Source organism: Actinoplanes sp. CA-131856, from assembly GCF_050956135.1.
Lineage (GTDB): Bacteria > Actinomycetota > Actinomycetes > Mycobacteriales > Micromonosporaceae > Actinoplanes.
In genome coordinates this window covers 10,346,229-10,361,207 of sequence record NZ_CP191849.1, presented here as the reverse complement: position 1 = coordinate 10,361,207, position 14,979 = coordinate 10,346,229, and the positions used below count along the sequence as shown (strand labels likewise).

Genomic DNA, 14,979 nt, shown 5'->3' with positions numbered 1-14,979 from the left:
GCTCAGTTGAAGAAGGACGCGAGCCCGACACCCATGCAGGTCAGCAGCACCGGGGTCAGGCAGGCGATCGCGCCGACGATGGGGGTGCGGTCGACGCGGTCCGGTCCACCGCCCCACACGAAGCCGATCGTCGCCCAGCCCAGCCCGAACGCCACCAGAGGCATGCTCAGGCCGCACAGCAGCGCGTACGTCGGCACGGAGCCCGGCGAGGCCACCAGGTACAGCGCGATCTGCACGATCAGCACCACCACCGCGAACGGCCCGTACACCAGCAGGTTGCGGGCCCACGGGCGCCACGGCCGGCTCGGCGCCGGGCCGGTCAGCAACGCCTCGGCGGTGTCGGCCGTCCGCCGGGCCTGCTGGAGCGCGGCCAGGGTGGCGGCCGGACCGCCGGCCACGGCCTGGGCGGCCACGTCGAGGTCGGCCTGGGTCGGCCGGAGCTCGGTCAGGGGAATGCCGAGCTCCCCGCCCAGACGCGCCTGTTGGTGAGCGAGCTGGGTTCGTACAACCGAAAGCTCTTGACCTGCGGCCGCAGCCGCGGCCTGATGCTCGCCCGAGGCCGAGCTGGCGGCCCGGCGGACCGCGTCGAGCCGTTGCGCGGCGGCCAGATAGTCGGCCCACGGGCCCGGCGCGGGCGGGGTGGCCTGGGCCGGGATCGCGTTGGTCTGCTGATCGGTCACGACTCGTCACCGTCCGGCTCGAGGAACGGCACGAGCGTCACCGTCCGGTCGGCGTGGCGATCGTGCAGCAGCGCCCGGTTGGGCCGCGGCTGCCACTCCAGCGGCCGCCCCACCATGGCCGCCACCTCGGCCGCGGGCACATTCAAGAAGAGCAGACCGGCGATTTCGTACGCCTCCTCGGCCAGCCGGCGCGGATCACGCCACCACGAGAGCAGGTGCGCGCCCTGGCCCGGACCGTCCCGCAGCAGACCCCGCAGACCCGGCAGGCCGTTGAGCGGCGTCGCGTCCATGCCGAAGACCACCCGATAGCCGGGCCGGGTGGGGTCGAGCTCGGCGGCCAGACCGGCCGCGTCCACCATCACGACCTCCTGCCGGTGGCCGATCTCGGCGGCCAGGGCCTCGGCGAGCCGGTCACCCTCGGCGACCAGCGAGGCGATGACGAACCGGGTGGTACGAGGCTGGTGGCAGGCCGCCACACTGCGGGCCGCCGCGTCGAGGACCTCGGAGCCGGCCGCCTGCGTGCCGAAGATGGCCAGATGACGCCCCGGCGAGGCGTCGAGCGGGAAGGCGGCGGTGGAGAGGTTGACGTCGAGCGCCCGGCCGACCAGGGCCGCCGGGCGCAGCGCCCGGCCGGCCAGGGCGGCCCGATAGGTGGGGTCGTCGGCGAGATGCTGCGACGCGTAGCCGGCGAAGACACGCGGCGGCTGCGCCTCGGGATCGCGGGCGCCCCACAGCTTGTGCCGCAGGTCGCTGAGCAGCTCCTCGTCGGCGTGCGGATCGGGGAACCGGACCACCCGCTCGTGACCACGGGTCGCGCCCCGCGGACCGCCGAGCCCGCCGGCCGTGTTGACGACGGCGGTGCCCAGCGGCAGGCCGGCCGCGGAATCGTTGGCCGGCTCGAGAACGTCGCCACCACCCGGCAGCGCGATGCGCACCGGGAACTGGCCGAAGAAGTCGCGGGGGCCGTGCACCTGCACGTTCTGGCTGGCCAGGATCAGGTGGATGCCGTACGACCGGCCCCGGCGGGTCAACGAGTCGAGCAGGGCGGCGGCCTCGATCGCGACCGGGTCGGCGCCGGCCAGCAGCACCGGGAACTCGTCGATGACACAGAGGATGCGCGGTGCTCGGCCGGACGCTTTGTACTCGGTGAACCGGGACACACCGGCCTGTTCGAAGGCGGCCGAGCGCCGTGTCATCTCGGCGTCCAGCTCGCGGAGCACGGCCAGGCCGTACTCCCGGTCGGCCTCCACACCGACGGCCCGGGCATGCGGCAGCCAGGTGCGGTCGCGCCGGGTCGGCACGAACTCGGCGAAGGTCACGCCCTCCTTGAAGTCGAGGAGGTAGAGCGACAGCTCGGAGGGGCTGTAGCGGGCGCCGAGCCCGTAGAGGACGTTGACGAGGAAGGCGGTCTTGCCGGCGCCGGAGCGGCCACCGACCATCCAGTGCGGAGTGAGGTCGTTGAACCGCAGGGCCAGCGGGGTCTCCCCGTCGTGGCCGACCACGGTGCTGAGCCCCTCGGCGGCGTCACCCGTCCACAACTCCTCACCCGGCTCGGGCAGAAGATCGGACAGGGTCACCCGCGAGGCGGCGGCGGAGTGGGCGGCCAGCTCCCGGCAGACGGCCTCGACCAGATGGGGCGGAGGGTCGTCGTCGAGGAAGACGGGGGCGTTCAGCCAGGACACGCTGGGAATCGACCCGTAGGTGGCGCCGGGCGGATCACCGATGACCGCATAGGGATTACGGACGGAGACCATTGTCGTACGGGGCAGTGGCGCCTGAGTGGTCTCGGCGGTGAGCGGGGGAGGCGGCCACCCGCCGACGATCAGATGGAGCCCGGAATCGGGGCCCTGCTGAGCGAGGGCGGCGATGCGGCGCAGCTCCTCACCCTCGGTCAGCTCGGGCAGGCTGGCGATGACGACGAGCATCATCCGGTCGCGGCGGCTGCGCCGGGGAGCGACTCCACGCCCCGGGCGAAGCCATTTCTCGGCCTCGGCGAGAACATCACGCAGACCCTGCCGATCGGTGGCCGGGGGAGACATCAGGCCGGCGTCACACAGAACGGCGAAGGGCGCGAAAACCTCGCCGGCGCCGACACCGTCGACGGCCCGGACGAGAAGAGACCCGGCCGGGGCGGCGGCGAGAAGACGTACAAGCAAAGATCGAAGAAGCCCGAAGACCCGGGAATCGGTGGCGGTGGCGTCGATAGTGAGATGCCCGGTCCCCAGAAGGGGCACGAGGGCCGGGAACTGGGCGTCGTCGAGCGGTTGAGCGGCACCGAGACGCACGAACTGCGGTGGGTAGACCCCGCCGAGGGGGGTGTTCAAAGACTGCGCTTCCAGGGGCGCTCCGAGCCAGCCCGGCGCGAGGGCGGCGGCGGCGATCCGAAGCTCCTCGACAAGCCGATGCTGCTCGAGAGGATCAGGCATGGCCACGCCGTCACCATCGAGCACGGCGGTGGCGGCATCGGCGACGGCGGCCGCCTGCCGGTGCAGAGCGGCAGCCTGATGGGCCCGCGAAGCCGGATCAGACACCGCTCTCACCTCCTGTGTGTGCGGATAAAACTTATCCCAGAGCGAGCCGGGCATCGCGTTCCCGGTGCACGGTGGCCGCCCGAGTCGCGAGGCTTGTGCCACTCGGTAGCCGAGAAGGCGGTTACGGGTGACGAGGCACTACTGTCGTATGTGTGCAGCCGCAGGAGCCCGTGACCGGACCGATGCCGCCGCCCGAGCCGCCCCAGCAGCCGGACGGGGGAGTCACACCAGGGTCCCCGGAGCCCTCACAGAGGCCCCGAAACCCACGGCGCCGTTTGTGGTTGGCGGTAGCAGCGGGGGTTTTCGCCTTGTTGTGCTTGGGAGGAGTGGGCGTCTTCGTCCTCCTGTACGACAAGGAAACCAAGATCGAACGCGCGGAACCCGATGCCGTAGTCGACAACTTTCTCCGTGCCTATCTCGTCAATCGGGACGACGACAGAGCGAAGCTCTATCAGTGTAAGAGCGGCGGAGAGTTCCAACAGATCACCGACTACCGCTCCGACATTCTCGCCCGCGAGAAGCAGTTCTCAGTGGGAATCAATGTCGGTTGGTCAACCTTCATCGTTCAGGTAAATGGCTCCGTCGGCGAAGTGACCACTGACCTGGTGAAGACCGCATCAGACTCATCAGGTCGTGTCAGCGAGCCCTGGAACTTCCGCGTGGTGGACGAAGATGGCTGGCGCGTCTGTGGCGCCAGCAAAGTGAGCTGAATCTATTCCAGCCAGAGTAGATGCACTGGGACCTCGAGGGTCCGTGGTGTTCGTCCACTCCAAGCCCAGCGATACCATTCGAGTTCAGGAGCCACTCTTACGCAGATGTCGCCGTCGTTGTTGGTGTGCATTTCGGTGACGGCTCGTAGGTTCCGTTCTTCATCGCCGGAGTCGAGCATGCGCACGACGCGCAGGCCCGCGAGCCGTGCGGCATCGAGGGCCTTGACCGGCGTGCGTCGCGATGGCTCGTCGAGTGACACCAGTTTTGATGTCACGTCGGTGGTGGCGGGCATCAGCCCACTGAGGCCGTAATCTTCGACCCAGACGCGCTCGACCGGGATAAGCGGGGCGAAAACCTCGGTCTGCTCGGCTTCGGCCCGGTACCACTCGCCTTCCTGCATGACCGGGACGTAGGTGCGACTGCCCTGTACGACCTTCTCGTCCGACCGGAGGTCGCCTCTCCAGCCGTGGCCGGGCAAACCGATCAGGACGCGCTTGCCCCGCAGCGATCCGCTCATGGCCGCGGGAGTGGGCACTATCGGTCGCGGCGCTTCCAGTGCGCCGTCGGGCCCGGCAAAGGGATCGGGCATCGGTCCGCCGATCATCCCGCACCTCCCAGCGGTGCTCCCTGCGTTAGCATGAACGTTACGGGGTCGATGGCGCCGGCGCTCGAGCGGTCGTTGTTGAGGTGCACCTCGAAGTGCAGGTGAGGGCCGGAGGAGTTGCCGCTCGTGCCGACGCGGCCGATGATCTCTCCTGCCGTCACTTCCTGTCCTTCCCTGACGAAGGGGCGCTGCACCATGTGGCAGTACCTCGTCATGACGTTGCCGGCGTGCTGGATCTCCACCATCCAGCCGCATCCGCCCTTACCCGGATAGCCGTCCGAGTTGCAGGTCCGGCGTCCACTGTGGTCCTCGTCGCATTTCACCATGGAGACGATCCCGCTCGCGACGGCGGCGATCGGCGTGTACCGCCCGATGATCAGGTCCACGCCCTGGTGGTTGGGGCGTGAGGCGCTGCGGAAGCCGGAGCCGACGACCGCGCTGACGGGCAGCGTCCAACCGGAGGCGGCGATCTGGCCGGCCGAGGCGCAGACCATGGCGAGTGAGCCGCCCACCGCGTTGGCGGCGCCGTCGGCCAACTGGTTCACGATCTGGGTCGCGAGCGGCTCGTGCTTCGCGTAGGCGTCGGGGTAGGCGCTGATCTGCACCTTCTGCGCGGCCTCGGTGAGCGCCATCTGCTCCCAGCCGGGGATCGTCTTGAGCTTCTGATAGAACTTGGTCGCCGCGTAGACCGGGTCCATGACCTGGGTCGGCGTCCCCCAGCCGGTGCTCGGCCGCTGCTGGAAGAGACCCAGCGAGTCGTGGTCGTTGCGTGCGCCGAGGTTGCCGAGGTTGGTGAGCCGCGACTCCTGCATGGCAGTGGCGATGGCGATGACCCACGCCCGGGGCGGCATCTTCAGGTCGGCGCCCACGTTGATGATGACCGCCGCATTGCGCATCTGCGTGGCGCCGTACGGACGTACTCGCGGAAGCTTTGAATCGGGGTCGACCGGCCCGCCCTTGCCGCAGCCCATCGCGACGTTCAGTTTGCTGCCCTGGTCGGTGAGACCACCGACCAGCAGAGCGGTGATGCTGCCTCCGCAGCACAGTAAAACAAGCGTCGCCCCGAGGGCGACGAGAAGGACGATCTTTCGGCGCCGCGGAACGCTCACGCCGAGTCCCAGTCGATGCCGTCGACCAGCCAATGGCCGTCCGGCGAGATCAGGCGAAGGCTGAGCTTGCCGGAGTCCATCGTGACGACCGCGTTGACCACCGTGGCGCTGACCGGCACGAGGCTCGGCCTTCCGACGACCCGGTCGGCCGGCACGCCCGCCGGGTCCACGCCCGTGAGCTCGTTCGCCAGCTTCTTGGTGGAGTTCGGCAGCAGCTGGTCGCGCCAGGCCTTCGGGGTGATGTTCTGGTGGTCGGCCCAGGCCGATGCGAAGGCGTAGGCGACGGCCTCGGGCTGGGCCCGGCCGGGACTGGTGGACGGGCGCGGCGGCGGCGCCGTGTCGACGATGCTGTCGTCCTCGGACGGGTCGGCGCTGACCGCCGGCGCGGGCGAGCCCGCACCTAATGGTGGCTGCGAGGAGTTGTCGTCCCCGGCGAACAGGCGGCCGAGACCGACGATCGCCAGGACGATGACCGCGAGAACGATGGCGACGCCCCACCGCGACCGGAAGATCCGGTTGAGGCCGAGTTCGAGAGACCGGGGCATGAGATCACTTCGCCTCGGTACGCACCCGCGGGGTAGCCGGTGCTGCCGGCTCCGGCGCGGTGGTGCCGGTCTCCGGCCGGTAGATCGCGAAGGACGCCGGTCGCTCGGCCTCGTCGGGCTCGGTCCAGGTGGACCCCGCCCGGGATCGCGAGGTGCTGGTGGCCCTTTCCTTCTTGCCGGTGGAGTCCTTCTCCGGCGCCGTCGTCTCAGCGGTGTCGCGGACCGACTCGTTACCGTCCGGGCGGGTTGGGCCGCCGCTGCGCCGCCCGGATCCAGCGGTGACCGGAGCCAGGTCGCCACGGCTCGCGGCAGCATGTGCGGGGTCCTCGAGCCGGGCTTCGGGGCGGAGGTTGGTCTGATCGACGTACACGGTGCGGCCGTCCTTGCCGACGACCTGACGATTGTCGCCGTCGGCGGACTCGGTCTTCGCCGCTTCACGCATGTCGCGGAAGAAGTTCCGGGTCCAGGAGCCGGTGGCGATCGTACGGGCACCGTCCTTGCCGCCGAGCTGAGTGATCCGGCGGTAGGGCCGGAGAAGCAGCCATCCCGCGACACCACAGAGCCAGACCAGCACGACCTGGAGCCAGCCCGGCAAGCTGACAGTGCTCATGATCATGTCGACGGCGAAGAGGTAAATGGCGGCGCCGGTGCCGAAGATGATGATGTTGAAGATCGCCGCTACGACGGCGTTGCCGAGCCTCTTGATGCCCGCGCTCGCCGGCCGGAGAAGACCGATGGTGCCCAGAATCGGAGCGGCAATCACCGCCCAGCGGAAAACCAGGAAGCCCAGGAGGACCAACACCGACGCCGTGAGGTCGAACATTGCGAACAGAATTGCCGCCAGCACGGCTATGAATCCAGCACCGATGCGATCCATCCCGTTGACGCCCTGCAGATACTCGTAGGCTTCGGGGTCTTCTTGCTTGATCTGCTCGGCGACCCGCTCCCACTGTTCCTTTTTGCCGTCCAAGACGCCGTCACGCGTCGCGGGATTCTCGCGGATCCGCTGAGCCTCATCCCACGTCAGTGATCGTGCGTCGTAGAGAGCCATGCCGTACTTCTTGGCCGTCTCGCTGTCTGCCGACCCGAGAAGCCCGCGTAGCCAGTTGCGGTAGAGCATGCTCTCGGTAACGGTGTCGCTGGCCCGCACTGCCGGCGGACGGTTGTCCTCGCAGGCGCTGCCTCCAAGAGCGCAGTCGGCCGGCGCCGAGTCCGGCCGAGGACCAACGGCGTCGTGTACCACCCCGAGTGTGGTAATCAACGTTCCGTCGGCGATATTCGCCGAGCGAACCGGCCACGCCGCGATCGCGGTCACGGCGACCATGATGAGAATTGCCCAGCCAGCGGTGGTCGTGGCCGCGCCCATCTCGGCTTGCCTCGACCTCCAAAGAAGGTAGATCCCCACGACGCCCAGGGTGATAACGCCGAAGACGCTGAAGACCTTTTCGTAGACACCCTTAGTGGCCTGGTCAACGAGGGGATCGGCCCAACCCCACAGCGCTTGCGGATCCCAAGCTCTTTCCCGTAGGGCGTTAGACGCGCCGATGACGGCGGTAGCGATCATGAATTCGCCGTTGGCGATGGTCGTTTCGAACTTGTAGTCCGGGTCGACCACTGTCGAGGCGCAGCCGCTATCCAGGTCGTAGGTCGTATAGCTGTACCCGGCGTACCCGTAGTCGCTGTAGAGACCGGGGAAGCTGGTCTTCGCGTCCTTGGTCTCGGGTCGTTCGGCGAACCAGCCAGCAAGGCCGGAGTCCGGCGTGCTTGGCGTTGGCGGGTTCAAACACTGAGCGCGAGCGCTTCCTACTTCCGTGAGCCGGTCGACGCAGCCGGGGATGTCCTGTTGCCACTCCTCGACGCTGCAGGCGCCGCCTGGGGCCTTTGACGGCAAGCCGGCCGGCGCGGCCGATGCCGCCGGCGGGGCGACCGCCCACACGATCGACGCCACGACGACCACGAACATCGTCAGCAGCAGCGCCAATCCCCGCCGCACCATCTCAAGCCTCCAGGTCGGACGGCGACATCGGAATGGCCGTCGGTGGCGCCTTGGCGGCCGTCGGCGTTGTGTCGAGGTGTTCGAGCAATCCCTCGACGTACGACACGTCCACCCGGACCTTTTGCACCCGGCCGTCCACGTCACGCATCACGAACTCGCGGAAGCCGAGCCTCGTCGACGACGAAGTGTCCACTTGCGACAGAGAGGCTAGCGTCGCCTCGTACCCGTCGTGCACCGGCACCCTCAGCAGGCGCAGCGCCTCCGACGCGATCTCCTGGTCCTCCGCGATGCGGCCCACGAAGACCGTCGACACCAGGTTCTGCACGTCCAGCCCCAGGATGTCGCGCGGGTTCTGCGAAGCCACCAGCGCCGCCAGGTTCCACTTCCGGGAGTCACGCGCCAGGCGTACGAGGAACGAACGGCCCGAGCGCCACCCCTCCATGAAGTGCGCCTCGTCCAGCCCCACCATCTTCCGCGACGACATCGACCCGCCGTAGCAGCGCCGGACCGCCAAGCGGTGTGCCGTGTGCAGCATCGGCAGCGCCAGTGATTCCTCGGCCGACCAGTACTCGCGTTCGATCTTCAGGTCGGGCAGGCGCAGACCGGCCATCGTGATGACCGTCAGCGCCGCGTCCGCGCCCAGCAGGTGTTGCGGCGGCGACCCGAAGAACAGCAGCGCCAGCGGCATCTCCGCCGTGTCCAGGAGCAGGTTGGCCAGCTCCTTGCCCTCGTCGTCGTCCAGGCCCTGGAGGGTCCGGACCACGTCGTCCAGCGTGGACGACTCCTCGGCCGGCACCTGGCGCACCGCGTGCCTGAGCAGGGTCGCCGTCGACGCTTCCTTCGCCACCTGCGGCGGCACCAGCATCGAGCAGATGTCCTGCACCAGCATGCGGCGCTCGGCCCGGGCGTTGGAGACCGCGATCTCGAACTCGCGGTCGCCGCCGGGCCCGGTCGCGAACTCGGAGCGGACCGGCGTCGGGATCAGCGCGTACGGAGCCAGCGTGCCCTGTTCAGAACCGGTCAGGTTGAGCACCCGCGAGTACGGGCGCAGCTCCGGCATCTGGCACAGCCGGGCCAGCGGCCCGGACGGGTCGAGCAGGGTCACCTGTACGCCTCGACGGGCGTTCAGATAGCCGAGCGCGCCCATCAGCGTCGACTTTCCACCGCCGGGCTCGGCCACGAACACGCCCAGGCCGGAGCGCTCCCGCACCTCCATCGGGAAGTGCAGGTCGAGGAAGACCGGCCGCCGGCAGGTTCCGGCCGTACGCCCGATCAGGTCACCGCGCCGGTCACCGACCGTCGAGGCCGCCTGTGGCAGCGCCGCCGCCAGCAGTTTGACCGGCATCCGCCGGACGTAGCCGGTGTTGGCGATCGGCTCGCCCGGGATGAACTCGCGGGCCAGCTGGTCCTGGTTCTTCGGGTGTTGCAGCGAGATCCGCATCTCGCGCGAGTAGAGCTGGATGAGCCGCCGGGCCCTTTCCAGGCATTCCTCGCGGGTGGCGCCGCCGACCGCGATGCGGTGCCAGCCGTGGGCGCGGGCCGACTCGACGGGCAGGCCGGTGGTCATCTCGTCGCCGATCACCAGCGCCCGCTTGGCCAGGCGCTCCAGCTCGGGCGGGGCGTCGATGCCGTGCTCGGCGTAGTCGAGCTGCTGCGACCGGATCATGCGGAGCCGGTGCTCGAGGTTCTTGAACGAGCTGCCGGAGCCGAGGATGTCGATGCGCGAGGAGATCTCCATGGGCCACGGCAGCCGCTCGTGGAAGTGCAGCCACGGCTCGTGCTTCTCGGGGATCTCCAGCGGTTCCATGCGGCCGACGGAGAGCACGGCTACGTGCCGCTCCTCGCCGGTCATGCGGTTGACCAGCTTGACCGTGGAGCCGTACGGCGTGCGGTAGCGCTCGACCTGCTCGGTCAGCGCGAGCAGGTCACCGGTGTCCCACTGCCCGTTGGTGACCGGCGAGAGCGGCCCGGGCGGCGACATGCACAGCGCGACCGAGCGGAACAGGAGCCATTCCAGCTCCTGCGGGGTGACGCGCCGCCCGCGCATGCCGAATGCATTGAGAACTTCGTCGAACTGCTCGACCGTACGACCGAGCTTGCGCCTTTCGCTGTCGGACGTTCCCCGCCCGAAGATGCGCAGAATGCGCTCGGAGAAGGTGTCGCCCAGCGATCGCCGCGCGAAGGTCACGCCCAGATACGTCTGCCCCTCGGCGTGGTTGACCGAGAGCAGGTGCCGCTGGGCCGCGACCAGGTGATCCGACCAGCTGGTGCCGCCCCGCACGTCGGGCAGCGGCTTCGCGGTGAACGAGTCGACCGTGCGAGCCCACTCGTCGGCCGGGAAGGGCCGGTTGGTGCGGCGCAGGTGCAGCCGGAATCCGGCCAGGCCCGCGTACTGCTCGGAGATGGCGCTGAGCAGCGCCTCGCGCTCGGCGTCGGGCCGGAAGGCCCACCGCACCTCGGGCAGCGAGTACCACGCGGTGACTGTGCTCTGCGTGAAGGTCAGGTGCCCGGCGATCTCGCTGATCTCCAGCTCCATGGCCGGGTCACGGTCGTTGAACTTCAGCTTGTGCGGCCGCAGCGGCGCCGGGCGGGCCTTCTTCTCCTGCCGGACGGGCAGGTTCCTGGGCTCCTTCTTCCGCTTGGCCGGTGCCTTTTCCTTGCGCTTGGCCGGGGCTTTCTCCTGCGCGGGCACGGGGAGGGAGGCTTCTTGCGCTTCTTGGGTGTACGCGTCAGCGAGCGGCTCCGGGCCGGCCGCGCTCCGGCGGTCGCGCACCGGCGGAAGACCGGAGCTGCCCACGGTCTGCCACAGCGGCGGCGTCGACACGGGCGGAGCCGGGACCGGCTCGGTGGCGGGCGGGGCGGCCGCGCCGACCTGCGGCGAGGCCGGCCAGTTGTCGAAGTCGGGCCAGTCGTCGACGCTCAGCTCACCTGAGGACTCGAAGAAATCGGCTTGCGGACCAACGGGCGCCCGGCTGTACGGCGACACCGGCTCCGGCACACCCCAAGCACCGGCCTCCCCCTGATCGAAATCGGACGGCACCGACACGGGCGGCCCGTCCAGAGGCACGACGCCAGGCTCGACCGGCACCGGCGCGTACGCCGACGGCGTGGAGTCAGGCCGTGAGTAGTCCGAGGGCGAGGTGCCGGCCCGCGGGTAGTCCGAGGACAGGGTGCCGGCCCGCGGGTGGTCCGACGGCGTGGTGTCGGGCCCGGGGTGGTCCGAGGGCGAGGTGTCGGGCGGCGAAATGTCGGTTCCGGGGTGGGCCGACTGCGAGGTGTCCGGCCGCGAGGCCGGAGGCGAGGAGACGGGAGCCGCCGACGCGGGGGGCCCCGAAACAGGAGGCGCGGAAACGGGAGGTCCGGAAACGGGAGGGCCGGAAACAGGAGGCGCGGAAACGGGAGGCCCGGAAACAGGCGGCCCCGACACGGGAGGACCCGACACGGGAGGCGACGAAACCGCCGGCGCGGCGGCGATCCGTGGCGGCGCCGAGTCGGCGGCCGGTGGCATGGGACGAGGGGCCGGGTCAGCGGCCGGTGGCGCGGACCGGGCGGCCGGTGGCGCGGGCCGGGCCGACGGTGGCGCGGACCGGGCCGACGGAGCGGCCGGGTCGGTGACCGGGGGTGGGCCGAAGCCGTTCGCTGTGGTGGGGCGGTCGTCGAAGTCGAAACCGAAGTCGAAGTCGGCGCCGTCGTCCGGAATCGCTCGGGATTCACTCGCCGGAGTGCCCTGGACGGGTGGTGGCGCGGCCACCCCGCCGAACAGATCGAGGAACGGCGAATCGATGTCGAGCGTGGTGTCGACCGCCGCGCCGCGTGGGCGTACCGGCTGAGGTGGCTGGAAGACGCCCACCCCGCCGTGCCCCGGCGCGGCGACGAGGTCCTCGGCGCCGTCGTCGGGGGAATCTGGCGAAGCGTAGTTGTCCGAACGCACACCGTTACTCTGCATGCCCGGCCGCTGCGCAGCCGCGCGGGGATGCCCGGGCGGAATCGGTCCGGTCATGCGCCGACCCCGTGGAAGAGCGCGATGGAACTGGTCATACCAACTCCTCCCGAACCCGGATGCGAGTGGCGACAAGACGCGGATCGCGCCGCTCGTCGGCCGGCTCGCGGGTGCGGCGCCAGTCGGTGAGCGCGGTGCGGATGACGACCCGAGCGGGACGGTCGGGGTCGACGTGCCGGAACACGTACGACGTCGTGACCATCGCCAGCGCGATCTCCCAGGCGGGGAACGCGTCGAACTTGAACGTCATCAGGTAGTGCAGGAGCATGAACAAGGGCACCAGCGCCACGAACATGCCGTACTGGGCGTAGGGCAGATGGACGGGCAGGGTGTATCCCGGGGGGCCGAGGTAGAGCAGCCGCGCCCGGTAGATGTCGTCGTCGGTGCGAAGCCGCATCTCAGCTGAAGATCAGATCGATGAGGAAGTCGCCGACGAAGAACAACGTGGCCGCGCCGGCGATGAACGCCAGGCCCACGATGGCGATGGCCGAACTTGTCAGCACCTTGGAGATCTCACCGCGGCTGGCCCGTCCAATGAAGATCACGCCGAGCACCGCGAGCAGGATCGGCGCGATGTTGCTGGCGAAAAATTTGACGACGCCATTGGTGTCGATGCCCTTGGGTTCGGGCGCGGCGAGCGTAACCTGCTGGAGCACGGACGCGGCCTGCGTGGCGAGCTCAGTGGCGATCATCGGTAAACCTCCCCGTGCCCGGCTAGGGGGTTCCGGACACGCTGCAGTTGTGAAGCCTCACGGCAACGCCCCATATCGTGCTACTTCCCACTCTGCGCGTCGAGTGAGCCGTTCGGGCAGTGCCATGTTCGTCTGCTCTCTCCGGTTCCTTCAATGATGCCCAGTTCCGAAGAGTACGGCTCGCACTTCTTGGCTACAAGCGTCTGAAACGTTACGCAAGGTGATGGCGTGCGTGAAAATGAGTCACGGACCATCGTACGCACGTGCGACAACGCCACCCGCCGTACCCTCGTCCTGTGACGACTCAGCCGACAGAATCGCAGGTCGCGGGCCACCACCTGATGTATGTGGATCATCCGGTGGTGATGGGCGTCCTCAACGTCACGCCCGACTCGTTCTCGGACGGTGGGAAATACACGGACGAGGAGTTCGCAGTTGCGCACGGGTTGGCGCTCCGGAAAGCGGGCGCGGACATCGTGGACATCGGCGGCGAGTCGACACGCCCGGGAGCGGAGCGGGTGGACGCGCCGACCGAGATCGCCCGGGTGGTTCCGGTGATCAAGGAGCTGGCCGCGGCCGGGGTGCTGATCAGCATCGACACCACGCGGGCGGCCGTGGCGGCGGCCGCGCTGGAGGCCGGCGCCGCCGTGATCAACGACGTGTCGGGCGGGCTGGCCGACCCCGACATGACCCGGGTGGCGGCCGAGGCCGGCTGCCCGCTGATCCTCATGCACTGGCGTGGCCACTCGCGGCACATGAATGAATTGGCCGTCTACTCCGACGTGGTGGCCGAGGTGCGCGACGAGTTGCTCCAGCGGGTGGACGAGGCGCTGGCGGCCGGAGTCGCGCCGGGACAGATCATTCTCGACCCCGGCATCGGCTTCGCGAAGACGGCCGAGCACAACTGGGCCCTCAGCGCCCACCTCGACGTCCTCGTCGGCCTCGGCTATCCGGTGCTGTTCGCGGCCAGCCGCAAGACGTATCTAGGCCGCCTGCTCGCCGGTCCCAGCGGCGCGCCGCGCCCGGTCGAGGAGCGCGAGGCGGCCACGCTCGCCACCTCCCTGCTGGCGGTGGCCGCCGGGGCCTGGGGCGTCCGGGTGCACGATGTGCGATCCACGGCGGACGCCCTCGCGGTCTGGCGCGCCACCGGCTCTCCGCGCCTGCGTACGGCAAGCTAGGGATCATGAACGAGGAGCAGGGGCGGATCTCGCTCAGCGGACTGCGCGTCCGGGGCCGGCACGGCGTGTTCGACTTCGAGCGCGAGCAGGGCCAGGACTTCGTCGTCGACGTGCGGCTCGACCTCGACCTGCGCCCGGCCGCGGCCAGCGACGACGTCACCGACACGGTGCACTACGGCGAGCTGGCCGAGCGCCTGGCCGCGATCGTCGGCGGCGAGCCGGTGAACCTGATCGAGACGTTGGCCGACCGGCTGGTCACCGCCTGCCTCCAGGACCGGCGGGTGGTCACGGCCGAGGTCACCGTCCACAAGCCGCAGGCGCCGATCCCGCTCGACTTCACCGATGTCGCGGTCACCGTCCGCCGGAGCCGGTCATGACGCGCGCCGTTCTTTCCCTGGGCAGCAACCTGGGCGACCGCCACAAGCATTTACAGCAGGCGGTACGCCTGTTCGGCGACAGCGTCGTGGCGATGTCCGGTGTCTACGAGACACCGCCGTGGGGTGACCCCGACCAGCCTTCGTACCTCAACGCGGTGGTTCTGGCCGTCGATCCCCGGGCCGCGCCGCACGACTGGCTGGAGCGGGCCCGGGCCGCCGAGGCCGCCGCCGGCCGCGTCCGCGACCCGGAGCGCCGCTTCGGGCCGCGCACCCTCGACGTCGACGTCATCGCCGTCCAGGACGCCGACGACCAGCCCGTGACCAGCGACGATCCCGAGCTCACGCTGCCGCACCCGCGAGCCCACCTGCGGGCCTTCGTGCTGCGGCCGTGGATCGACATCGAGCCGTACGGGCGGCTGCCCGGGCACGGCTGGCTCACCGATCTGCTGAACGACCCCGCCCTCGCGGACGACCTCGCCGGGCTGACCCCGAGGCCCGACCTCCCACTAGAGTCGAACGCGTGAGCAGCAACCCGCAGGCGCCCAAGTCGGACCCG

13 protein-coding genes are annotated in these 14,979 nt (G+C 69.8%); 4 read left to right on the top strand and 9 right to left on the bottom strand.

The annotated features are described in order from the left end of the window. Positions 1-2: 2 nt before the first annotated feature. Both ACQP2X_RS47765 and ACQP2X_RS47760 read right to left on the bottom strand, forming a co-directional pair. On the bottom strand, positions 3-680 hold the full coding sequence (locus ACQP2X_RS47765; RefSeq protein ID WP_498692888.1) for a hypothetical protein: 678 nt from the start codon (positions 678-680) through the stop codon (positions 3-5). Continuing rightward, complete coding sequence (locus ACQP2X_RS47760; RefSeq protein WP_498692886.1) at positions 677-3,220, bottom strand: FtsK/SpoIIIE domain-containing protein; 2,544 nt, start codon at positions 3,218-3,220, stop codon at positions 677-679. Before ACQP2X_RS47760 ends, ACQP2X_RS47765 begins: the two co-directional genes overlap by 4 nt. Before the next feature lie 317 nt (positions 3,221-3,537). Between ACQP2X_RS47760 and ACQP2X_RS47755 the strand changes: the two genes are divergently transcribed. Continuing rightward, positions 3,538-3,921: a hypothetical protein gene (locus tag ACQP2X_RS47755; protein WP_498692885.1), complete on the top strand. Its 384-nt coding sequence runs from the start codon at positions 3,538-3,540 to the stop codon at positions 3,919-3,921. A gap of 2 nt (positions 3,922-3,923) precedes the next feature. On the opposite strand, the gene ACQP2X_RS47750 is transcribed toward ACQP2X_RS47755, so the two are convergent. The 7 genes from ACQP2X_RS47750 to ACQP2X_RS47720 all read right to left on the bottom strand — a co-directional run bounded on the left by ACQP2X_RS47750 (position 3,924) and on the right by ACQP2X_RS47720 (position 12,868). Beyond that, a complete protein-coding gene (locus ACQP2X_RS47750) occupies positions 3,924-4,523 on the bottom strand; it encodes a hypothetical protein (RefSeq protein WP_498701293.1) in 600 nt (199 codons plus the stop codon). Beyond that, positions 4,523-5,635, bottom strand: coding sequence for a M23 family metallopeptidase (locus tag ACQP2X_RS47745; protein ID WP_498692884.1), 1,113 nt, complete (start codon positions 5,633-5,635; stop codon positions 4,523-4,525). Before ACQP2X_RS47745 ends, ACQP2X_RS47750 begins: the two co-directional genes overlap by 1 nt. Beyond that, positions 5,632-6,180: a hypothetical protein gene (locus ACQP2X_RS47740; RefSeq protein ID WP_498692882.1), complete on the bottom strand. Its 549-nt coding sequence runs from the start codon at positions 6,178-6,180 to the stop codon at positions 5,632-5,634. Before ACQP2X_RS47740 ends, ACQP2X_RS47745 begins: the two co-directional genes overlap by 4 nt. Positions 6,181-6,184: 4 nt before the next feature. Further along, entirely contained in the window at positions 6,185-8,176 is a 1,992-nt protein-coding gene (locus ACQP2X_RS47735) for an MFS transporter (protein ID WP_498692881.1), read from the bottom strand. Between the two features lies 1 nt (position 8,177). After that, on the bottom strand, positions 8,178-11,684 hold the full coding sequence (locus tag ACQP2X_RS47730) for an ATP-binding protein (protein ID WP_498701292.1): 3,507 nt from the start codon (positions 11,682-11,684) through the stop codon (positions 8,178-8,180). 526 nt (positions 11,685-12,210) lie between these two features. Beyond that, complete coding sequence (locus ACQP2X_RS47725) at positions 12,211-12,573, bottom strand: hypothetical protein (RefSeq protein WP_097317554.1); 363 nt, start codon at positions 12,571-12,573, stop codon at positions 12,211-12,213. 1 nt (position 12,574) lies between these two features. Continuing rightward, the gene (locus ACQP2X_RS47720; RefSeq protein WP_498692879.1) at positions 12,575-12,868 is read right to left on the bottom strand and encodes a hypothetical protein; all 294 of its coding nucleotides are present in this window, start codon (positions 12,866-12,868) and stop codon (positions 12,575-12,577) included. Positions 12,869-13,209: 341 nt separating this feature from the next. On the opposite strand from ACQP2X_RS47720, the gene folP reads away from it, so the two are divergent. Genes folP through folK form a run of 3 tightly spaced genes read left to right on the top strand, consistent with a single transcriptional unit; the run spans position 13,210 to position 14,947 of the window. Beyond that, on the top strand, positions 13,210-14,046 hold the full coding sequence (folP, locus tag ACQP2X_RS47715; protein ID WP_498701291.1) for a dihydropteroate synthase: 837 nt from the start codon (positions 13,210-13,212) through the stop codon (positions 14,044-14,046). Positions 14,047-14,051: 5 nt separating this feature from the next. Continuing rightward, positions 14,052-14,423 carry a dihydroneopterin aldolase gene (gene folB, locus ACQP2X_RS47710; RefSeq protein WP_498692878.1) on the top strand — a complete coding sequence of 124 codons (372 nt, stop codon included), beginning with the start codon at positions 14,052-14,054 and terminating at the stop codon, positions 14,421-14,423. Continuing rightward, a complete protein-coding gene (gene folK, locus ACQP2X_RS47705) occupies positions 14,420-14,947 on the top strand; it encodes a 2-amino-4-hydroxy-6-hydroxymethyldihydropteridine diphosphokinase (protein WP_498692877.1) in 528 nt (175 codons plus the stop codon). The genes folB and folK overlap by 4 nt, the downstream gene beginning before the upstream one ends. Positions 14,948-14,979: the final 32 nt, after the last annotated feature.